At 67.6% G+C, this 19437-nt stretch carries 23 protein-coding genes; 9 read left to right on the top strand and 14 right to left on the bottom strand.

Features of this window, described 5'->3' with window-relative positions:
- Positions 1–7: 7 nt before the first annotated feature.
- The 4 genes from EJK15_RS26840 to EJK15_RS26825 form a co-directional block, all read right to left on the bottom strand.
- Positions 8–454 carry a cupredoxin domain-containing protein gene (locus EJK15_RS26840; protein ID WP_171074553.1) on the bottom strand — a complete coding sequence of 149 codons (447 nt, stop codon included), beginning with the start codon at positions 452–454 and terminating at the stop codon, positions 8–10.
- Positions 455–524: 70 nt separating this feature from the next.
- Positions 525–1148: a HoxN/HupN/NixA family nickel/cobalt transporter gene (locus tag EJK15_RS26835; RefSeq protein ID WP_138713241.1), complete on the bottom strand. Its 624-nt coding sequence runs from the start codon at positions 1146–1148 to the stop codon at positions 525–527.
- Positions 1149–1421: 273 nt separating this feature from the next.
- Entirely contained in the window at positions 1422–2375 is a 954-nt protein-coding gene (locus EJK15_RS26830) for a M56 family metallopeptidase (RefSeq protein ID WP_138713240.1), read from the bottom strand.
- Entirely contained in the window at positions 2372–2731 is a 360-nt protein-coding gene (locus EJK15_RS26825) for a BlaI/MecI/CopY family transcriptional regulator (RefSeq protein WP_138713239.1), read from the bottom strand. Before EJK15_RS26825 ends, EJK15_RS26830 begins: the two co-directional genes overlap by 4 nt.
- 202 nt (positions 2732–2933) lie before the next feature.
- On the opposite strand from EJK15_RS26825, the gene EJK15_RS70865 reads away from it, so the two are divergent.
- Positions 2934–3086 (top strand): hypothetical protein, encoded by a 153-nt coding sequence (locus EJK15_RS70865; RefSeq protein ID WP_171074552.1) that lies wholly within the window; start codon positions 2934–2936, stop codon positions 3084–3086.
- Positions 3087–3511: 425 nt separating this feature from the next.
- Here EJK15_RS70865 and EJK15_RS26820 read toward each other — a convergent pair whose 3' ends face one another.
- Genes EJK15_RS26820 through EJK15_RS26805 form a run of 4 tightly spaced genes read right to left on the bottom strand, consistent with a single transcriptional unit; the run spans position 3512 to position 6874 of the window.
- Positions 3512–4681 carry an aminotransferase class V-fold PLP-dependent enzyme gene (locus EJK15_RS26820; RefSeq protein ID WP_138713238.1) on the bottom strand — a complete coding sequence of 390 codons (1170 nt, stop codon included), beginning with the start codon at positions 4679–4681 and terminating at the stop codon, positions 3512–3514.
- Entirely contained in the window at positions 4678–5415 is a 738-nt protein-coding gene (locus EJK15_RS26815; RefSeq protein ID WP_138713237.1) for an amino acid ABC transporter ATP-binding protein, read from the bottom strand. The genes EJK15_RS26820 and EJK15_RS26815 overlap by 4 nt, the downstream gene beginning before the upstream one ends.
- Complete coding sequence (locus EJK15_RS26810) at positions 5412–6059, bottom strand: amino acid ABC transporter permease (protein WP_138713236.1); 648 nt, start codon at positions 6057–6059, stop codon at positions 5412–5414. The genes EJK15_RS26815 and EJK15_RS26810 overlap by 4 nt, the downstream gene beginning before the upstream one ends.
- A complete protein-coding gene (locus tag EJK15_RS26805; protein WP_138713235.1) occupies positions 6059–6874 on the bottom strand; it encodes a transporter substrate-binding domain-containing protein in 816 nt (271 codons plus the stop codon). The genes EJK15_RS26810 and EJK15_RS26805 overlap by 1 nt, the downstream gene beginning before the upstream one ends.
- Before the next feature lie 341 nt (positions 6875–7215).
- On the opposite strand from EJK15_RS26805, the gene EJK15_RS26800 reads away from it, so the two are divergent.
- The gene (locus EJK15_RS26800; RefSeq protein ID WP_240777236.1) at positions 7216–7902 is read left to right on the top strand and encodes a hypothetical protein; all 687 of its coding nucleotides are present in this window, start codon (positions 7216–7218) and stop codon (positions 7900–7902) included.
- Between the two features lie 352 nt (positions 7903–8254).
- Here EJK15_RS26800 and EJK15_RS26795 read toward each other — a convergent pair whose 3' ends face one another.
- Both EJK15_RS26795 and EJK15_RS77185 read right to left on the bottom strand, forming a co-directional pair.
- On the bottom strand, positions 8255–8932 hold the full coding sequence (locus tag EJK15_RS26795; RefSeq protein WP_240777235.1) for a DUF305 domain-containing protein: 678 nt from the start codon (positions 8930–8932) through the stop codon (positions 8255–8257).
- Positions 8933–8957: 25 nt separating this feature from the next.
- A complete protein-coding gene (locus tag EJK15_RS77185; protein ID WP_138713234.1) occupies positions 8958–9218 on the bottom strand; it encodes a hypothetical protein in 261 nt (86 codons plus the stop codon).
- Positions 9219–9744: 526 nt separating this feature from the next.
- Between EJK15_RS77185 and EJK15_RS26785 the strand changes: the two genes are divergently transcribed.
- Complete coding sequence (locus tag EJK15_RS26785; protein WP_138713233.1) at positions 9745–9990, top strand: hypothetical protein; 246 nt, start codon at positions 9745–9747, stop codon at positions 9988–9990.
- A gap of 199 nt (positions 9991–10189) precedes the next feature.
- On the opposite strand, the gene EJK15_RS26780 is transcribed toward EJK15_RS26785, so the two are convergent.
- Positions 10190–11155 carry a C40 family peptidase gene (locus tag EJK15_RS26780; protein ID WP_240777234.1) on the bottom strand — a complete coding sequence of 322 codons (966 nt, stop codon included), beginning with the start codon at positions 11153–11155 and terminating at the stop codon, positions 10190–10192.
- A gap of 233 nt (positions 11156–11388) precedes the next feature.
- Between EJK15_RS26780 and EJK15_RS26775 the strand changes: the two genes are divergently transcribed.
- Both EJK15_RS26775 and EJK15_RS26770 read left to right on the top strand, forming a co-directional pair.
- Entirely contained in the window at positions 11389–11811 is a 423-nt protein-coding gene (locus EJK15_RS26775; protein ID WP_240777233.1) for a DUF4396 domain-containing protein, read from the top strand.
- 388 nt (positions 11812–12199) lie between these two features.
- Positions 12200–12724 carry a carboxymuconolactone decarboxylase family protein gene (locus tag EJK15_RS26770; RefSeq protein ID WP_138713232.1) on the top strand — a complete coding sequence of 175 codons (525 nt, stop codon included), beginning with the start codon at positions 12200–12202 and terminating at the stop codon, positions 12722–12724.
- Between the two features lie 88 nt (positions 12725–12812).
- On the opposite strand, the gene EJK15_RS74840 is transcribed toward EJK15_RS26770, so the two are convergent.
- The 3 genes from EJK15_RS74840 to EJK15_RS26750 form a co-directional block, all read right to left on the bottom strand.
- Positions 12813–14570 carry a DJ-1/PfpI family protein gene (locus EJK15_RS74840; protein ID WP_240777241.1) on the bottom strand — a complete coding sequence of 586 codons (1758 nt, stop codon included), beginning with the start codon at positions 14568–14570 and terminating at the stop codon, positions 12813–12815.
- A 262-nt stretch (positions 14571–14832) separates the two neighbouring features.
- Positions 14833–15312: a universal stress protein gene (locus EJK15_RS26755; RefSeq protein WP_138713230.1), complete on the bottom strand. Its 480-nt coding sequence runs from the start codon at positions 15310–15312 to the stop codon at positions 14833–14835.
- A gap of 27 nt (positions 15313–15339) precedes the next feature.
- Positions 15340–16263 carry an MFS transporter gene (locus EJK15_RS26750; RefSeq protein ID WP_171074551.1) on the bottom strand — a complete coding sequence of 308 codons (924 nt, stop codon included), beginning with the start codon at positions 16261–16263 and terminating at the stop codon, positions 15340–15342.
- A 145-nt stretch (positions 16264–16408) separates the two neighbouring features.
- On the opposite strand from EJK15_RS26750, the gene EJK15_RS26745 reads away from it, so the two are divergent.
- From EJK15_RS26745 to EJK15_RS26730, 4 genes are all read left to right on the top strand, one after another.
- Positions 16409–16690, top strand: coding sequence for a metal-sensitive transcriptional regulator (locus tag EJK15_RS26745; protein ID WP_138713228.1), 282 nt, complete (start codon positions 16409–16411; stop codon positions 16688–16690).
- 32 nt (positions 16691–16722) lie between these two features.
- Complete coding sequence (locus tag EJK15_RS26740) at positions 16723–16932, top strand: heavy-metal-associated domain-containing protein (protein WP_138713227.1); 210 nt, start codon at positions 16723–16725, stop codon at positions 16930–16932.
- Entirely contained in the window at positions 16929–17918 is a 990-nt protein-coding gene (locus EJK15_RS26735) for a hypothetical protein (protein WP_138713226.1), read from the top strand. Before EJK15_RS26740 ends, EJK15_RS26735 begins: the two co-directional genes overlap by 4 nt.
- Before the next feature lie 21 nt (positions 17919–17939).
- On the top strand, positions 17940–19437 hold a 1498-nt coding region (locus EJK15_RS26730), incomplete at its 3' end, for a heavy metal translocating P-type ATPase (RefSeq protein WP_138713225.1).

Here is a 19437-nt window from a genome sequence, read left to right as displayed (position 1 = left end):
CCGGCGGTCACTTGACGGTCAGAGTGGTCTCCATGCCCTGGGCCCGGTGATTGCCCACAGGGCACCACACTTCATAGTTTCCAGGTTGAAGCGTGACCGTGAACTGGGTCTTCTCTCCGCCATTGATCGTCTCGGACTGTTGCTCGCCGCTGATCCCGGGGCCTCGGATGGCCATGGCGTGCGGCGCGCTCCCCGCATTGTCCAACGTGAACGTATAGGTGCCTGCGGCGAGCTCCCGCTCGGGCACGACGAAGGAGAACTCTTGCATCGTCACGTCGACCACGGTGCCCGCCTGGGTGGGCGAGGAGGTGCCCGGAGCCGACGTCGTCGCCGGAGGCGCGGGAGAACCGCCCCCCGTCGTGCCGCCACCGCATCCCGCGACGCCCAACAGCACCGCGGTCGCCGCACATGTGATCGCCGCAGCCGTCCGCCTGTACTGGCTGATCCCGGCCATCGAGAACCTCCTGCCCTCTTCAGCTGATCGGCTCGGTGTCGCGGTTCGCTCGGACGGAACCGGAGTGGCGCTAGGGGATGTCGACGTTCGGCTCCACTGCGGTCTGGCGCCCATAGCGTTGTTCGAGCCTGCCGATTCTCCAATAGGCCACGCTGCCCAGCCAGGTCACCAGGAAAACGCCCACGATGACGTAACCCAGCAGGTTGAGATCGACCGCAGCGAGGGTCGACCAGGGTTGCCGGTCGTCGATCCCCAGTTTCTCCGCGAGGATGCCGAGGAGCTCGACGGTCCCGACGGCGAAGGCGACAAAGATCGAAAGACCCGTGGTGGACAGGTTGTAGTAGATCTTGCGGAGCGGATTGGTGAAGGCCCAGCCGTACGCCCGCGACATGAACACCCCATCCAAGGTGTCCCACAGAGACATCCCCGCTGCGAAGATCAACGGGAGAGAGATGATCGCCAGGGGCGGGAGGTTGCCGCCCGCGGCGGCCCCGGCCGACACCCCGATGAGTCCGACCTGGGTGGCGGTGTCGAAGCCGAGCCCGAACAGCAGGCCGACCGGGTATACGTGCCAGTCGGCATTGATCATGCGGTTGTAGCGGCCCTTGAAGACCCAGTTGAGCAGCCCGCGCTCGGTCAGCAGCCGCTCCAGCCGTTCCGGCTCGTAGGCGCCCTGGCGGGCCTGGCGCCACAGCCTTCAGATCCCGGCGAAGATGACCAGGTTCAGCCCGGCGACCAGATACAGGAAGAACCCTGACACCAACGTCCCGATTACGCCGCCGACCTCGGCGAACGAGCCCTGGAACCGTACTGCATGACATTAGCAACTATGGGGCGTAGGAGAAGCGGAGCAAGGCCTCCCGAGGCCAAGGAACTGGCCCGGGACATCGTGAAGGGCCAGCAGGAAGAGGTCGACCGGCTCGAGGAGATCCTCACGCGACTCGCGTGAGACGCATGTTCCTTCGGGTCAGCCGAATGCCGGGCAGGAGAGCAGGAAGGTGACCAACGACGGCAGGAGGCTCGCGAATGCCGGACCGGCCAGCAGGCCGCCGAGGCAGGCGAGGCCGACCACGGTGTCGCTCCTGGACCGAGCCGGCGGAGCAGGAGACAGCAACCGCATCACCCGCGCGACCGCCGTCGCCCCGCCGGCACCGAGCGCTGTCAGCGGAGTCGTCGCCCGCACGAGCGTGACCAGGGCTGAGGCGATCACCCGCCGGTCGTGCCGGCGGGCCGCCACATCGTCCGCCAACAGCTCCACCAGGTGCGGCACGGCGGATCCGGCCTCGCGGAACAGCGGCAGACGAGGAAACGCCCGCGCCGCCACCAGAGCGGCCGTCAGGAGGAGGTGATGGCGACCACGCACGTGTGCCCGCTCGTGCGCGAGCACGGCGGCCAGCTGGCGGCGATCGAGGGCGCCAAGGGCCCCCGTGGTCACCACGATCGTCGGACGGCGCCCCGGCACGCAGTACGCCCCTGGCTCGGCATGCGGCACCACCACCGCTCCCAGTCGGGCGTCCACTCGTCCGGCCAGCCGAAGGCCCGCGCGATGCGCCCGGCGGTCCCGCCAGCCGGTCCACAGGACGGCCGCCATCACATAGCAGAGCCGGATCACCGCTAGGCCGCTGACGGCCAGGCCGGCCAGAACGACGACGGGACGCATAGTGCGAGGCGGGGGATGGCCGGCCAACATATCCGTGCACGCGGTGACCAGCGCGGCGAGCTCGTCACCGATGGTGTGCGTCGGAAAGGCCAGTTGCAGGCCGCTCAGCGTTGCGGCGGCGACCGCCGAGCCACATCCGGCCAGCCAGGTCGCGATCGACAGGCGCGGGGCGGCACGCAGTCTCTTGCTGCGGGTGATGAGGCCGGGCAGTCCGAAGGCGATCAGCGCGGTATACGCCGCCAGGGCGATGGCGACGGTCACCGCCGGGCCGTCCTGTGCAGGGCGGCATCCAGCGCGGCGTGCTCCTCAGGGGTGAGCCGTTCGAGGAAGTGGACCAGCGTCATCGCCTGGTTCCCGCCGTGTGCCAGCGCTTCCTGCATGAGCTGGGCGCTGTAGGCCTCGTGGCTCACGACGGGTTCGTACAGATAGGCCCGGCCATGCTGAGAGCGGTGCAGGAGGCCCTTCTTGTGGAGCTTGTCCATGACGGTCATGACCGTGGTGTACGCAAGGGTCCTGTCGCGTCGCAGCCGATCGAGCACGTCGCGGACTGAGACAGGCGCGTCGCAGGACCAGACGTGCTCCATGATCGCAGACTCCAGCTCACCGAGACCACGCATCGCCCGCAACCCCCTGACCTTCGTATCTGCTATCTATCGTAGTAGATGGGGTGAAGCTGTATCGACCTCTGGGTCATGCGTATCGGCAGCAAATTCTTGATCGACGTTGCCCAGTCTCGCCGGATCGCGATCAGGTCCGGAAAGCGGAGCTACCATGGCAGTTCAGAGAACGTAAGACATCCAGCCACAGGTCGTGGTCTCCATGTACGAGATCATCGAGGCTCTAGTGCCTCCCGCGATCGTCGCCGCTGTTTTCCTCCTCGGCGTACGCGCTGTGCTGAAGAAAGAGCGTGCGGATCGGGCGCGCGAACGCAGCGCAGCGGACACAGCGAAACGGGCTTTCCCGGAAGAATAAGCCTCGCGGTAGACGTTGACGTTCGGCCCCGTGGGGAGGCAAGTGGCGATAGGGGATTCGTACGGCTCCGAGGTGTCATCGGGTCCGTCCTGGCATCTGTCGCGCTCCTCTCCGGCTGCGCGCCGGACGATTCATCGCCGGCGGGCGCGATGCCGGCGCCGACCGGTCCAACGAAGGAAGCGACGGCCGGCATGCAACGGACGCCGACCTACCGGGCCTTCGCCGCGTTGGAGGACAGTGGCACCGTCGCCGTTCTCAGCGGTCCTCCTTGGCGCTTGATCGGGAAGATCCGCGTCGCAAGCGGTCCCCACAATGCCGAGGCCACCGGCGGGAGCGGCCATGTGGCCGTCACCAGCCCCTCCACCGACACTGTCACGATCATTCGCGCTGCCGATGCCCGGAGCGTGACCACCAGCACAGATGAGTCAGTTGACTTCTAGCGCAGCACAAAGCCGAGCGACTTCCTCCGGTGTGTTGTAGTAGTGGACGGACGCGCGGACCAGATCGCCCAGGCCGCGGGCGGTCATGTCGAGCAGGGTCGACGGAGGGCGTGACACGTTGACGTTGATCGAGAGGGCCGACAGCCTCGCCTTGATCGCGTCGGCGGGCACGCCGTCCAGGGTGAACGTCACGATGCCGCACCGCTCCGCACCCTGGTCGCGGACCCGGCAGCCGGGGATCTCGGCCAACCGCTCGCGCAGCAGGGCGGCCAAGGAGTAGACGCGGTCGCGGATGTCCGGCAGCCCCCAGCCCAGTGCCTCGTCGATGGCCGCGCCCAGGCCGAGCCGGGCGGCCACGCCGTACTCCCAGGTCTCGAACCGGCGCGCGCCCGGCTGCACCTCGTAGCGCCCAGGGGCCGCCCAGCGGGCGCCGTACAGGTCGAGGAATGGCGGATCGAGGCTGTCGAGCACGCCGCGCCGCACGTAGAGCAGCCCTGTGCCGCGCGGGGCGCGCAGGTACTTGCGGCCCGTGGTGGACAGCAGATCGCAGCCCAGTTCGGCGACGTCCATCGGAAGCTGCCCCACCGACTGGCAGGCGTCCAGCAGGAACAGCGCGCCCGCCTCCTTCGCGGCCTTGCCCACCTCGGCGGCCGGGTTGACCAGGCCGCCGTTGGTGGGGACGTGGGTGAGCGACACCAGGCGGACACGGTCGTCGAGCATGTCGCGCAGCGCGTCCACGGAGATCTGGCCGAGCCCGTCATCGGGCACCACGTCCACCTGCACGCCGCGGCGCTCGGCCGTCTGCAGATAGGCGATGAAGTTGCTGGCGTACTCGACGCTGCTGGTGAGGATGCGGTCGCCCGGTTGGAAGGGGATGGCGTAAAAAGCCAGATCCCAAGCGCGGGTGGCGCTGTCCATCAGGGCGATCTCGTCGGGGGAGCAGTTCAGCAGGCGGGCTGCCGAGCCGTACACCGCCTGGAGCCTGTCGGCCGCGCGGGCCGCCGCCTCGTATCCACCGATCTCCGCCTCCAGCTGGAGATGTCCGATGACCGTGTCCAGCACGCCGCGGGACGGCAGCGCCGCGCCGGCGCTGTTGAAATGGGCGACGTGGCGGACGCCGGGGGTGAGTGCGCGAGCACGCTCGATGTCGATCATGAGGCCACCAGGCTGAGGAAGGAACGCACTCGCGGGTGGTCAGGCGCGGTGAAGAAGCTGGACGGCGGCCCTTGTTCGATCACCCTGCCGCCGTCCATGAACACGACCCGGTCCGCCACGTCCCTGGCGAACGCGATCTCGTGCGTGACCACCACCATCGTCATGCCTTCCCGCGCGAGTTCGCGCATCACCTGGAGCACCTCCGCGTGCAACTCGGGGTCGAGCGCGGACGTCGGCTCGTCGAAGAAGATCACCTCGGGCTCCATGGCCAGCGCCCTGGCGATGGCGACCCTCTGCTTCTGCCCGCCCGACAGCTTGGCCGGATAGCAGTCGCACTTGTCGGTCAGGCCGACTCTGTCCAGCAGTCGCCGCCCCAGCTCGGCCGCCTGCGCGCGCGGCAGGCGTCGTACGGACACGGGGCCTTCCATGACGTTCTGCAGCGCCGTCAGGTGCGGGAAGAGGTTGAACTGCTGGAAGACCATCGCGGTACGGCGGCGCAGATCGCGTACCCGCCTGGCCGGATGCCGCCTGCCGCATTCGAGCTCTGCTCCGCACACGTTGACCGTGCCCTGCTCGGGCTCCTCCAGCAGGTTCATGCAGCGGATCAGCGTCGTCTTGCCCGAGCCCGAAGGGCCCATGACCACGACCACCTCGCCCCGCTCCACGTCCAGGTCGACGCCCCTGAGCACCTCCAGGTCGCCGAAGCGCTTGTGCAGCCCACGGATTCTGATCATGCGTACGCCCTCCCCATCCGGTTCTCCAGCGCCTGCTGCCCGACCTGCAACAGGGTGTTGACCAGCCAGTAGAGGAGACCGACCAGCAGCAGCGCCTCCATGTACCGGAACGTTGAGGTGCCGATGCCCTCGGCCACCCGGGTCAGCTCCACCACCGTCACCGCGGAGGCGAGCGAGGTGTCCTTCATCAGCGCGACGAATCTGCCGCCCACGGCGGGGGTGGCGATCCTGATCGCCTGCGGGAGGACGATCCTTCGCAGCGTCTTCCAGTACGGCATCGCCATGGAGGCCGCCGCCTCCCACTGTCCCCGGTCCACACCCAGCACCCCGGCGCGGAAGTTCTCGCTCAGGTAGGCGGCGGAGAACAGGGTGAACGCGATGATCGCGGACGGGATGGGCGGGATCTCGAGCCCGAGCTGCGGCAGCCCGAAGTAGACGATCATGATCTGGATGAGCAGCGGCGTCCCCCTGAACACCGACACGTAGGCGGCCGCCAGTGCGCGCAGCACCCGGCTGGTCGAAATGCGCGCCAGCATGACCAGCGCGCCGAGGATGCTGCCGGTGATGAAGGAGACCACGCCGAGCATGAGAGTGATCGCCATTCCCTGGAGCAAGTCGGGCAGGAAGTCGGCGAGCAGGTCCATCACACCCCCTTGAGTTCGGCGGCCATGTCCAGGCCCCCGAGCCACTTCTTGGAGATGGCCGACAGCGTGCCGTCGGCGATCATGTCGCCCAGCGCCTTGTCCACGGCTTGCTTGAACGCGGTGGAGCCCTTGGCGAAGGAGATGCCGTTGACCTCTGATTCCAGCAGCGGGCCCGTGGGTTTGACCGCCAAGCCGTTCTTCTCGGCGAGGAACGCGCCCTGGAAGCGGGAGACCAGCGCCGCGTCGGCGCGGCCCGTGCCGACCTCCGTCAGGCCGAGCGTGGCGTTGTCGTAGGTCTTGATTTCGGCGTCGGGGATCGTCTTCTTGGCGAAGGCGGCCTGGGTGGTGCCCGCGGTGACCGCGATCGTCCTGCCTTTGAGGTCGGCCACGCCGCCGATGGCCGCCGAATCCTTCGCCACGAAGATCGAGATCCCGTTGACCTCGTACGGCCGGGAGAAGTCGACCTGCTTCTTGCGCTCCTCGGTGATGGTCTGACCGGAGATGACGGCGTCGAAGCGACCTGCTTGAACGCCCGCGATGAAATTCTGGAAGTTGGAGGGGACGAATTCAACCTGGCCGATCCCGAGCCGTCTGGCCAGTTCGTGGGCCACGTCCACGTCGTATCCCGCGGGCTTGCCGTTCTCGAGGAAGTTCCACGGCGGATTGGCCTGGGTCTGCGCGACGCGGATCACACCTGCGGACTTGACGCGCTGCAGGAGGTCCGCGTCTTCCTGGTCGGAGCCGCAGCCGGGGGCGAGGGAGAGGGCCAGCGTAAGAGCGATGAGGAGAGGTGTTCGACGTGACGGTGTCGCCATGGCAGCGCCTTTCGTGCGCGGTCGGCACCGGCCCCCGAGGCGGCAAAATTGTACCGTCCAGCGGCTCTCATACCACGGGGGGGTACCGGTCTTTCTGGGCCTACCGTCTCCCTTGTCCCCTTAATAGTCAAGTACCCCCGAGGGGTAACTTTTGGACTGCCCGGAAATGAAAGAGATGTCGATCTACGAGTCGCCATAGTTAGGATCGCCACCTGTAGATGGATGCCTCCCCGGGCTGTCGGGGTTTCGGGGTGCCGGTTGCATCGCGAGTGCCCGATGCGCCATGCTTCTTAGCTACTATTCTTGATAGTTGTTTTGTTTCTGACCTGAGGTGGCTGGACATGTCGTCTAACTCCGTGACGCAGTCGCGCAGAGACCGCATCGCGCTCATGCGTCAGAAGGTGCAACAGGGGGAGCGTCGCCGCCGACTGATCACCATCGGCCTCTCCGTCGCGCTCGGCGCAGGAGCGGTGGGGGCACTGTCGTGGGGCATCGTCGCGAGCAGGGGCGCGGATGTCGCCGCCGCCAAACTCGCCATGGAGTCGGCGCTGCCGCCGTGGCCGCTGCCGGCGGACCCGCTGGCCGGGGCGCGTGCAGCGGGACTGAGCATCGCAGGTGAAGAGGGTACGGCCAAGCACTTCCACTCCCATCTGGATGTCTTCGTCAACGGCGAGCGGACGCCCGTCCCCGGCAACATCGGGGTCAGCGAATCGGCCGGCGCCATGTCGGAGCTGCACACCCACGATGAGGAGGGGATCCTCCATGTCGAGGCGCCGACCACGGACAAGACCTACACGTTGAAGGAGGTCTTCACCAGTTGGCAGGTGCAGCTGGACGCGCGCGGCATCGGAGGGCTGAAAAACGACGGCACGAACGTGCTCAAGGCGTATGTGAACGGAAAAGAAATCACTGGTGATCCCGCCACGGTGGAGTTGACGGACAAAGCGCAGATCGCCCTCGTGTACGGATCGGCCGACTCCACGTTCACCCCGCCCGCGACCTATGACTGGTCGAAGTCCGGTGTCTGACGGGCAGGAGAGGTAACAGGCGTGAGACCTCTTCCTGCCGTCGCTGTCCCGCACTCCGCACCCATCAGACCGGACACTGGGCCGGTCTTCGGCAGGCAGAGTTCTTACGGAAACGGCAAGCTTTGGGTGGGCGGGCCGGCCCATGAGCGTGATCGAGGCCGACGCCGGATGCATGCAGCCTGATGGCTCGATTCATCTGAAGTACGGCTGGTGGAGGGCGACTCCGGGGATCTCAGAATCGCCGGCCGACGCCTGACCGGCCCGCTAGAAGCGCCCGCGCAGGCCGGCGGTTCGGCCCCATCGTGTGAAGAAGCCGGGCGTCCGGCACCGGACGCCCGGCGAGAGGCGGTCGTCAGAGTCGGTCGAGGATCTTCTGCATCTGCTCGACCTCGGCCTGCTGCGACGTTTCGATCGTCTTGGCCAATTCCTTGACTTGAGGGTTGGCACCCTGCGTCTGCTCGGTCTTGGCCATGTCAATGGCGCCGTTGTGGTGCGCGACCATCATCTGGACGAACATCTTGTCGAACGCGGCTCCCTTGGCCCCCTCCAACTGCTTCATGTCGTCCTCGGACATCATGCCGGGCATGCCGTGGTCCATGCCCGGCATGTCATCCATACTGGGCGACGGCAGCGGCTTGCCCCACTCGGTCAGCCAGCCCTGCATGGTTTGGATCTCCGGATCCTGGGCGGCTTTGATCTTCGCCGCCAGCTCCTTGATCTCCTTGTCCGACGCCCGCTTCTCGGCCAGCTCGGCCATCTCGACCGCCTGCTGGTGATGGGGGATCATCATCTGCGCGAACATCACGTCCGCGTCGTTGAATGTCGCAGACGCTTGGGTGGCGGCGGTTGTCGGCGCCGGAGCGCTGTTGCTGGTGGACATGTTGTGCCCGGCCATCGAGCCGTCGCCGCCACCGCAGGCGGTGAGCAAGACGAGTGCACCAACTCCGGCGGCCGTCCCTGCCGAAAGCCGCCTGACGATCGATCGGTTCATGAACATGGTTGTGTGGCTCCCTTTGACGGATGTGTGCATGGGGCTGATCGCGATATCGATCGGCCTATATGCGCAGCACCGACAGGCGAGCGAGCCGGAGGGAGATGAGCCGCGGCGGTGGCCGGGCAACCAGCCCGTGGTGCCGCCGCCCGGCACCAGCCGTCGTCCCCCACTGGCGCTGCGCATGCGCGCGCAGTGCCGCCAGGAACAGCAGGAGCATGGACGGCAGCAGGGCCAGGCACACGGCGCTCGGATCCAGATCGGGAAGGTCTCCCTGAGAGAAGGCGCTACCCACGACGAAGTGCGACGTCTGAGCGCCGGCCATGGATGCCACCGCTGCCTGGCCATGTGATGAGTGGGACTCTAGATGCCCCAGCGTATGCATGCCGCAGACGCCGACAACGAGCAGGACAAGCAAGATCAACCGCCCGTAGCGGCGGCGCCTACTGACGACTCGCTTACCCATCTGTCCCCTCGAACGCATGCTCCTATCTGATCGAAATAGTAGTGGTGCCGCTCCACGGAAAGTCCCAGGAGGGCTCGGGCGTGCTCAAAGACATCCCCCATTTCCTGGGGAAACCCCTGCCATGGGGTACGCGACCGCATCGAGCCAGGTTTGCCTCTCGTGACTTCCATGAACTCTCCACGGTATGTCGTAGTATCCCCAGCCGGACCATCGGCGGAGGTCGCCCCGGCTTTCGGCCAGCCTCAGGTCGCACGACATGTACTACTGTCCTTAGTCGTCTGGCCGAGGAGGACTTCAACGTCGATGGGCGCCAATCACGCGCACGGCACCGCCGTCCCCAAGGGCGCAGCGGTTCGCGTCCGGCGACGACGTGATCGTGTTGCGCGTGCCCATCACCACTGCTTTGGCTGCCCTGTCCGCCTCCCGCTCCACCCGCCACACCGGGACGGCAGAACACGACGACGAGGGGAAGGGTTTCTTCAGCCGCCTGGACGACGGAGACGACGACTTCTTCACCCGCTTGGACGACATGGATGACAGCTTCGCTGCGCCTCAGCCCCGCTATGGGGAAGACGTGCGCCACGAGCCAGCGCAGAAGCGCCCAGCACGCCACCGCCGAGCGAGCACCTGACAACGGCCCGGTGCCTGTTGAGACCTGCTCGCGTACCAGGTGGACCTGCTGGTTGGACCCTGTAGGTGAACTTGGGTGGTTCCGTGTCGGTGGGTGCGGGCGTCGCTGGCCCGGGCGTGACGATACGGAGCCTGTCGACCCTTCTGCTGCCGCCCACATCCACGGTCATGATCGCAGTGGGACCGGCTCGCCGGCGGTGTCATGGGCGGACTGCGCCGAGTAGGCGGTTGCGCCAGTAGTCGTCGAGGTCGGACACCTTGATGACGTCGCCGGTCTGGGGCGCGTGCACCATCTTGCCGTTTCCGGCGTACATGCCCATGTGTCCGAGCCCTTTGCTGAACAACAGGTCTCCAGGCTGGAGAGCATCCAGCGAGACGCGGCGGCTGGCGCCCCACGCCCATTGTGTGTAGGTCGTGCGGGACAGTTCGACCCCTGCGGTGCGCCAGGCGGCCTGGGTCAGGCCGGAGCAGTCGAAGGAGCCCGGTCCGGTGCCGCCGTACCGGTAGGGCTTTCCGATCTGGGCGAAGGCGAACTCCAGTGCGGAGCGGGCGTTGCCGGAGGCCGGGCCGGTGTACTGGATGCCGGGGCTGGTGGGGTCACCGGCCTTGAAGGCGCCCAGCCTGCGCAGGAGCTTGGTCTGCTCCTTGACCATCTTGTCGACCTTGGTTTTCTGGTCGCCCACCGTGGCGCGCGCGGTTTCGGCCTCGGCCAGGGTCTTCTGGGCTTCTTCCCGCCGCTCGCGGAGTTCCTTGGTCGCCGCCTCGAAGGCCCGTACCTTTTCCGCCCTGTCCTGCGCGATCTGCTGGACGGTGGCCATGCCGGCAAGGATCTGCTCAGGGCTGCCCTGGGCGGCGAACCGCTGCCAGCCCATCGACGGGCCGAACTGGTAGTCGTTGACCACCACCGTGACGAGGTCCCTGCGCAGGGCGTCGGCCTGCGCGCCCTTGCGACCGTACTCGGCGTTGAGGGTGTCGTACTTCTTCTTGGCCTTCTTGTACGTCTCCGCGGCCTGGTTGTACTGCTCGACGAGTTGGTCGGCCTTTTCGTTCAGCTTCACCAGTTTGGCCCTGGCCTTGACGGGTGACGGCTCCGCATGGGCGTTCGAGGTCAGTGCGATCAAGGCGAGCGCTGCGGCCAACGCTGTTCGGCCAAGCCTTGTCAACACGACCACTACGATGCCTCCTCGTAAGTCTTCAAACCTGGGCGAAATGGTACAGAAGTGGAAGGAGTGATTGGCTCGATCACGGCAATTCGCTCCAGGGAAGCCGATGTCTACTAGCGGCAGTAGCACCGGCCCCCATACACCGGTGGCCTTCACGGCGGCTCTCCGGGCTCACCGCCCGCCACCCCCTACCTGGTCGCACCGGTGCTCGCCGTCAGCAGAAGGCGACCTGGGGAGTGGCCGCGTCGGCGACGCTGCACTGCCTCACCGGCTGCGCCATAGGCGAGGTGCTCGGCATGGTGATCGCCACTGCGCTGGGCTGGGCCGACGTCCCCAGCATCATCCTGGCCGTCGTCCTGGCGTTCTTCTTCGGGTACGCGCTCACGTTGCGCGGCCTGTTCCGAGCCGGCGTGGGCTGGCGTGCGGCGCTGCGGCTCGCGCTGGCGGCCGACACCCTGTCGATCCTCGTCATGGAGATCGTCGACAACGGCGTCATGCTGATCGTTCCGGGTGCCATGGATGTCGGTCTCGCGTCGGTGCTGTTCTGGGGCGCGCTGGCCTTTGCACTGCTGGTCGCATTCCTCGTCACGTGGCCGATCAACAAGTGGATCATCGGGCGGGGCAAGGGACACGCCGTGATTCACGCCTACCATCACTGACGACCTCACTCATGGCATCGGTCGACCGCCGCCGATGCCGGTGCCTCGCTTCAGAGGTCGCGATCCCACGCGCCCTGCTCCAAGGGCGGCTCCCTTAGTCAAGGCAGCCCCTATAGCCGACGCTTGGCCAACGCGCGGCGGCAAGGGCGCTGGATTGCCGCTGCTCCGGGCAAGAGCCAGCCCAAGAGGCCGTGCTGGGCGCGCCCGGGTGTTGCCGCTCGGCCATCCTCGTGGCGGCCCCACCGGGTTCAGCGTTCTGACCGGCACCGCCCAGACACCGCAAGCGCGGAACATCGTGGGTGCGCCGTCCAGCGGGCCAAGGAACGCCAGCGCCATAGCGGAAATACCCCCACAGGGTATATTGTTGATCGGAAACGAGGAGGAATTCATGAGACGCCTTCAAGCGCTCGATCCGGCCGACGCCCCCGAAAAGTCCCGCGAGCTACTGAGTGACATCGTCGCCCGGCACGGTGGGGTAGGCGACATGGTGTCCACGATGGCCCACTCGCCCGCCCTGCTTCAGGGCTACTTGGACTTCTCTCGTGCGATGAAGCGGGTGAAGATCCCACGCTCACTGAGCGAGAAGATCTCCCTGGCCGTACAGGAGTGGATCGGGTGCGCGATGTGCCTGTCGGCGCACACCGAAGCCGCGCAGGCGGCGGGCCTGAGCGAAGCCGACATCGCGCTGGCGCGACAGGGTACTTCCACCGATGCACGTGAGGCTGCCTTGATCGCCTTGGCCGTCCGCGTGCTGGCTGAACCTTCATCCATCACAGATGAGGATGTGGCCGAGGTGCGTGCCCTTGGATGGAGCGACCGGGTGATAGCCGAGATCGTCGGTCTGGTCTCGCTGAACCTGTTGACCGGCGCCTTCAATCTCCTCATAGGTCTTGAGCCTCAGGAGATCCCATAGGGGTATCGGTTGTCGGCCGGGCGACGGACACAGGGCTGGGACACTCAAGCGGCACCCGGCATCGCGGTCACCACAGGTTTGCCGTCCGTTAGTCGCCCCAGCCGCCGGAGTCCAGCGTCATGTCCCAGGTCTCGTACGGCAAAGATGGGTGCCGCTGGTGCAGGATCTCGCCGGGCAAGGTCATCGGCGGGGCTTGGCGCGGGTCGGACATCGCGTGGGCGACGATCGCGTCGGTCAGCGCGCGGCCACCGCCAAGGCGGGGGTAGGCGGCGTGCACACGGTCGGCGTAGCCGGGTGGAAGGTCTTCGGGCCGGCCGAACAGGTCGAGGCCGATCCCGTTCGTGGTGATGATGACCTCCGGCGGGCGGCGGCGCTGGTACACCGGTGAACGGCTGATGGTGTACGTCGTATGCAAGGCGATGCCGTCCCAGATGGTGTCCACGCGGCCGTCGGTCATGCCGCGTTCCTCGAGGAAGCGTGCGGCGAAGTCGGCTCCGGCGACCTCGAACCGCTGGTTGCCGCCGGCGGCCGCGGTGGTCAGCCCCATATCATGGAGGACACAGATCAGGAAGGCCACCTCGACGTCGTAGTCCCGGCCCGGCCGTTGCCCCGCCTGCTCGGCTGCCGCCCGGGCGAACAGGAAGCTGCGCAGACTGTGGTTGCGCAGGTAGGGCTCCTGGTTGCGGTTGACCAGCCGAAGGGCCTCGCGGGCGAGCCGGGTGGACGGTAACGACAGGTCGGGGCCGCCCGGCGTGGCCGCGTGGGCGCGGGCGGCGGACGGTGAGCCGCTCAGTACGGCTGCGGTGCCGGCCAGACCGGTCGTGAGCACGGCGCGGCGGGACACGGGGAAAGGCATGATCACATTCCTTCGTCTTGACGATCTGGTGTGGGCCTGTGGCTGGACAGCCGGAACCGGTGCCGGTACGCCGATGGCGCGACGCCGAGCACCCGCAGGAACGCTTTGCGCATCGTCTCCTGTGAGCCGAAGCCAGCATGCCTTGGCGACTTCGGGCATGGGGGTGTCGCCGGACTCCAGCCGTGCCTGCGCCGCTTCGACGCGAAGCCGCTCGACGAACTGGGCGGGCGTCAAGCCGAGTTCGCGGCGGAACAGGCGGGTCAGGTGACGCTCGCTGATGGCGAGGTTGGCGGCCATCGTGGTGAGGCGGTGGTCTCCGGACGGGTTTGCCGCGACGAGATCGAGCGCCCGGCGTACGGTGGCGTTGCGGGGCGCGGGAACGGCGCCGCGATCGGCGAACTGGGACTGACCGCCCGGACGTTGCAGAAACACGACGAGGTGCTTGGCGACCGAGCGGGCCCGGCCCTCGCCATGGTCCTCTCCGACGAGCGCCAGCGCGAGATCGATCCCGGCGGAGGCGCCCGCTGAGGTGACGATCGGACCGTCCCGCACGTAGATGGCGTCCGGCTCCACCGTGACATCGGGGAACCGTGCCGCGAACGCGTCGCACGCCTCCCAATGCGTCGTGGCCCGCCGGCCGTTGAGCAGACCGGCTTCGGCGAGCAGGAAAGCGCCGGTGCAGACCGAGACCACCCGCCGGGCACGAGGCGCCACCTGCCGCAGACCGTCGACCAGCGCGGGCGCGAGGGTCGCGAACGCGCTCCTCGGGTAGCCCGGCACGACCAACGTGTCCACAGTGAGGTTCGGATCCGACAGCGCGAGATCCACACTCAGCGAGATACCGACATCGGTGCGAACGGGTCGCCCGTCCAGCGAAGCCAACCGCACCCGATATCCACCGGCATCGTTGAAGACCTGAACCGGGCCCGCCACATCGAGCAGCAACACCCCGTCGGACACAGCGAAGATCACTTCGCCGGACCCAGTCATCGTCACGGGGCCAGTCTCTCGGCGCACGACGGACGGCCACAAGGACACCTATTCCACGGATCCGGACATCCAGGAGGGCCGGCTGGCGGTGCCTGACCGCCGCTGTTCTGGTTCCATGTATGGCGCTTCGGCGAAGCATGGCTCGATTGTCCGAACAACCGCTTGTGCTCTCCAAGCAGTCCCTGCTGGGCATGGTCCGTCATCTTGCCGACGCCGCATGCACCTGGTTCCGCGAGAGTATCGGAGCCGGGGGCACGCCGCCTCAGCGATCGGCGCGGCGGGCGGCCGTGAGTGGCTTGGACGGGATGATGAGTGTGGGTCGTCCGGTGGTGTGCATGACGCGGGTGGAGGTGCTGCCGGACAGCATCGCTCGTAGTCCGTGCCGTCCGCGGGAGCCCAGGACGATCAGTGAGGCGTCGAGCTGCTCGGCGACGTCCGCGATGGCGTCGGCGACGACCTCCTCGGGGACGGAGGCGACGTGTGGCTCGGCCTTCAGTCCGAGAGTGCGGGCGTGCTGGGCGCCTTCGGTGGCCAGTCGCTCGGAGGCGTCGTGGGTGTTGGCGTCGATGTCGCGCAGGTGTTTCAGGGCGGGGTGGCCTTCGAGGTGGGCGGCGAGGCTCTCCAGCGGCCGGCGGGCGTACAGGACTACTGCGGGGGCGGCGGGGAACAGCCGTGCGGTCTCTTGGATGGCGTGCCGGGCGCCTGGGGTGCCGTCGTAGGCGATGAGGATGGGTGTGGACATGGGGGTTCTCCTTTTGCGTGTGGAGTGTCAGCCGCGGGAGGCGGGGACTTCTTCGGCGGGTACGGACGTGTGGGAGCGCAGGGTTCCCGCGGCGACCAGGGAGCCGACCAGCGTCGTGCGGCGGCCGAGGCGTGGCGCGAGCATGCCGCCGAGCACCGAGCCCACCCCCGCTGCCAGTGAGAACGCGGCCAGTGTCCATCCGATCAACGCGTCGTCGGTCGCCAGGCCGTGTTCGCGTACCAGCCAGAGGGGCAGCGAACTGGTGAAGGTGACGAAGGCGACGCTCGCCAGGCTGGAGGCGACCGTGAGCCCGCCGATGGGTCCGCGCAGCAATCGGAGCTGAAACAGTGTCCGCAGGGGCCGGTGGCCATGCGGTTCCCAGTCGGGCAGCAGAGCGAAGATCAGGACGGCGAGCAGGATGCCCGGCGCCATCAGCCATGGGGTGACGGCCACGCCGTACGCCGACACCATGGAGAGGATCAGCACCGGGCCCAGGGCGAACCCGATCATCCCGCCGGCCGTGAACAACCCCACGCCGAGCACCCTGTTCGGCGTGGTGGGGCCGCCCGCGATCGCCGTGCCGACGGGATGCAGTGCGGCCGAGCCCATGCCGCCGATGACCAGGAGGGCGAAAACGGCCACCAGGGCGGGCGCGACACCGATCAGGCTGAGGGACAACGAGGCCAGCAGCACGCCCGTCGCCCCTGCCAGGCGCAAGCTGCGATCTTCCGCTACCGCGCCGAAGAAGGGTTGGGTGACCGATGATGAGATCGAGTAGACGGCGACGATCAGGGCCAGCAACGTCGGCCCGAGTTGGAATCGCGCTTGCAACGTCGGCAGCAGGGCGCCCAGCATCGCGGTGATCGCGTCGTTGACGAAGTGGACGGTGGCGAGAAAGACGGCGAGTGATGTCCCGCCGAGCACGCCTGGTCTGCGGATCACGTGTGGCATGTCGAACTCCTCGGATTCGCGATGGATGGCTGCGTTCCGGGGTGCCGGCAGCGTCGGACAAGCTGCCCGAACGTACTCGGCTTTCCAGGAATACCATAGGGGGGTATAGTGTTGTTCTGGGTGACGAACCCGAGGGAGGACCGACATGCCCGGATACACCAGCACCAAGCAGGACCATGCGGTGAGACTGCGCCGCATCGAAGGCCAGATCCGTGGCCTGCAGCGCATGGTCGACGACGACAAGTACTGCATCGACATCCTGACTCAGGTGTCGGCGGCGACCAGCGCGCTGCGGTCGTTCTCCCTGTCGCTCCTCGAAGAGCACCTGGCCCACTGCGTCGCGGAGGCCACCCTGAAGGGCGGCCCGGAGGCGGACGCGAAGATCAAGGAAGCCTCCGACGCCATCGCCAGACTCGTCCGTTCCTGATCGCATTGACCCGTATTGAAGGAGAGATCGATATGAGCACCGCCACCTACACCGTCAAGGGCATGACCTGCGGTCACTGCGTCAGCTCGGTCAAGGAAGAGGTCAGCGAAGTGGCCGGCGTCACGGGCGTCGAGGTGGACCTGGCCACCGGACTGCTGACCGTGGACAGCGACGCCCCCATCGACACGGTGAAGATCGTCGCCGCGGTCGAGGAGGCCGGATACGAGGTGGCGAACCCGTGAACACCGCGGCCAAGCTCGGCTCCTACGTCCTGGGATTGGCCGTCGTCTTCGGCGGCGCCTTAGGAGTGGGCAACGCGGTGGGACCGGTCGGGACGCCCCCGGCACAGGACCACGCCGCGATGGCGACGATGGCGACGCCGGAGGCGGGCGCGGGACACGGGGAGCACGCCACCGAGCAGGCGAAGAGCGATACCCCCGGAGGGCTTCAAGTGTCCGAGAACGGTTATACCCTCAACCCGCTCACCGACGCGATCAAGCCCGGCGAGCCGACCGACTTCCGCTTCACCGTCACGGGCCCCGACAACAAGCCGGTCACTGACTACGAGATCGAGCACGACAAGAAATTGCACTTCATCGTCGTCTCCCGCGACCTCGGCAGTTTCCAGCACGTGCACCCCGAGATGACGCCCGACGGCGTCTGGTCGGTCAAGCTGACGCTGCCGGGTGCCGGGGCGTACCGTGCCTTCGCCGACTTCGCGCCCACCGGTGGCAGCGCCCTGACCCTGGGCGCCGACCTGTCCGTGGCAGGCGACTACAAGTCGCAGGCGCTTCCGCAGGCCAGCCGTACCGCGACGGTCGACGGCTACACCGTCACCCTGGACGGCGAGCTGACGCCCGGGCAGTCCAGCAAGCTCACCCTCAAGGTGAGCAATGACGGCAAGCCGGTCACCGACCTGCAGCCCTACCTCGGCGCCTACGGCCACTTGGTGGCCCTGCGCGCCAGAGACCTGGCCTACCTGCACGTCCACCCGGACGGCGAGCCAGGCGACGGCACCACCAAGGCCGGGCCCGAGATCGTCTTCTATGCCGAGGTGCCCAGCGTCGGCGACTACCGGCTCTTCCTCGACTTCCAGCACGAGGGCAAGGTCCGTACCGCCGACTTCACCCTCGGCGCCGGACAGAGGACGGACGTGGATCCCGCGCCCACGACAACATCCACATCCACGCCCACATCAAGCGGGCATGGCGACGACCACAGCCACTGAGCGAGAGAAAGGAGAACGCTGATGTCCTCGGTCACCGATGACCGGCAGAACGCGGTCGAGCTCTCGATCGGCGGTATGACCTGCGCGTCCTGCGCCAACCGCATCGAGCGCAAGCTCAACAAGATGGACGGCGTGACCGCGACGGTCAACTACGCCACGGAGAAGGCGAAGGTCACCTTCCCCGAAGGGGTCGACCCGCAGCAGCTCATCGCCGAGGTGGAGAAGGCCGGCTACAGCGCCGCCCTGCCCGCCCCGCCGAAGGGGGAAACGGGCGGGCAGGAGCCCGGGGACGAGCTCCGGCCGCTGCGCCAACGCTTGATCACGTCTGTGGTGCTGGCCGTGCCGGTGATCGCGATGGCGATGATCCCGCCGTTGCAGTTCACCTCCTGGCAGTGGTTGTCGCTGTCGCTGGCGGCGCCGGTGGTGGTGTACGCGGGCTGGCCGTTCCACAAGGCGGCCTGGACGAATCTGCGGCACGGCGCCGCGACGATGGACACGCTGATCTCGATCGGCACCATTGCCGCGCTGGGCTGGTCGCTGTGGGCGCTGTTCTTCGGCACTGCCGGCACGCCCGGGATGACGCACCCGTTCGCGTTCACCATCGAACGCAGTGACGGCTCCGGCAACATCTATCTGGAGGCTGCCGCTGGGGTGACCGCGTTCATCCTGGCGGGGCGCTATTTCGAGGCGCGTTCCAAGCGGCGGGCGGGTGCGGCGTTGCGAGCTCTGCTGGAGCTGGGCTCCAAGGATGTGGAGTTGGCCGACGGCCGGCGGGTGCCGGTCGAGGAGCTGTCAGCCGGGGACCGGTTCGTGGTCCGTCCTGGTGAGAAGATCGCCACTGACGGGGTGGTCGAGGAAGGTGCCTCGGCGGTCGATGCCTCGATGTTGACCGGCGAGTCGGTGCCGGTCGAGGTGCGGCCGGGGGATGGGGTGGCCGGCGCGACGGTGAACGCGGGCGGCCGGTTGATCGTCCGGGCGACCCGGGTGGGCGCCGACACCCAATTGGCGCAGATGGCCAGGCTGGTGGAGGAGGCGCAGACCGGCAAGGCCGCGGTGCAGCGGCTGGCCGACCGGATCTCCGGGATTTTCGTGCCGATCGTGATCGCGTTGGCGCTCGGCACGCTGGGCTTTTGGCTCGGCACCGGTGATGGTGTGGGGGCCGCGTTCACGGCCGCGGTGGCGGTGCTGATCATTGCTTGCCCGTGTGCGCTGGGTCTGGCCACGCCGACCGCGTTGCTGGTCGGCACCGGCAGGGGGGCGCAGCTGGGCATCTTGATCAAGGGTCCGGAGGTGCTGGAGTCGACCCGGAAGATCGACACGGTGGTGCTGGACAAGACCGGCACGGTCACCGAGGGGAAGATGACCCTGGTCGAGGTGCACGTGGCCGAGGGCGAAAGCCGGGAGGAGGTGCTCAGGCTGGCGGGTGCGCTGGAGCATGCCTCCGAGCACCCGATCGCCCAGGCCGTCGCCCGCGCCGCCGGCTCCGACGCCGGCGTCGAGGACTTCGCCAACGTCGAGG

Origin of the sequence: Nonomuraea basaltis (assembly GCF_005893125.1) — a bacterium.
Lineage (GTDB): Bacteria > Actinomycetota > Actinomycetes > Streptosporangiales > Streptosporangiaceae > Nonomuraea > Nonomuraea basaltis.
This window is presented reverse-complemented; position numbering and strand designations above follow the sequence as displayed.

Coding starts and splice junctions, on each gene's coding strand:
- EJK15_RS70865 (WP_171074552.1), top strand. CDS start 2,934: ATGTACGAGATCATCGAGGCTCTAGTGCCTCCCGCGATCGTCGCCGCT.
- EJK15_RS26820 (WP_138713238.1), bottom strand. CDS start 4,681: ATGATCGACATCGAGCGTGCTCGCGCACTCACCCCCGGCGTCCGCCAC.
- EJK15_RS26740 (WP_138713227.1), top strand. CDS start 16,723: ATGAGCACCGCCACCTACACCGTCAAGGGCATGACCTGCGGTCACTGC.
- EJK15_RS26750 (WP_171074551.1), bottom strand. CDS start 16,263: ATGCCACACGTGATCCGCAGACCAGGCGTGCTCGGCGGGACATCACTC.
- EJK15_RS26805 (WP_138713235.1), bottom strand. CDS start 6,874: ATGGCGACACCGTCACGTCGAACACCTCTCCTCATCGCTCTTACGCTG.
- EJK15_RS26810 (WP_138713236.1), bottom strand. CDS start 6,059: ATGGACCTGCTCGCCGACTTCCTGCCCGACTTGCTCCAGGGAATGGCG.
- EJK15_RS77185 (WP_138713234.1), bottom strand. CDS start 9,218: ATGGCCGGCGCTCAGACGTCGCACTTCGTCGTGGGTAGCGCCTTCTCT.
- EJK15_RS74840 (WP_240777241.1), bottom strand. CDS start 14,570: ATGACTGGGTCCGGCGAAGTGATCTTCGCTGTGTCCGACGGGGTGTTG.
- EJK15_RS26755 (WP_138713230.1), bottom strand. CDS start 15,312: ATGTCCACACCCATCCTCATCGCCTACGACGGCACCCCAGGCGCCCGG.
- EJK15_RS26745 (WP_138713228.1), top strand. CDS start 16,409: ATGCCCGGATACACCAGCACCAAGCAGGACCATGCGGTGAGACTGCGC.
- EJK15_RS26825 (WP_138713239.1), bottom strand. CDS start 2,731: ATGCGTGGTCTCGGTGAGCTGGAGTCTGCGATCATGGAGCACGTCTGG.
- EJK15_RS26815 (WP_138713237.1), bottom strand. CDS start 5,415: ATGATCAGAATCCGTGGGCTGCACAAGCGCTTCGGCGACCTGGAGGTG.
- EJK15_RS26840 (WP_171074553.1), bottom strand. CDS start 454: ATGGCCGGGATCAGCCAGTACAGGCGGACGGCTGCGGCGATCACATGT.
- EJK15_RS26795 (WP_240777235.1), bottom strand. CDS start 8,932: ATGCACACATCCGTCAAAGGGAGCCACACAACCATGTTCATGAACCGA.
- EJK15_RS26800 (WP_240777236.1), top strand. CDS start 7,216: ATGTCGTCTAACTCCGTGACGCAGTCGCGCAGAGACCGCATCGCGCTC.
- EJK15_RS26770 (WP_138713232.1), top strand. CDS start 12,200: ATGAGACGCCTTCAAGCGCTCGATCCGGCCGACGCCCCCGAAAAGTCC.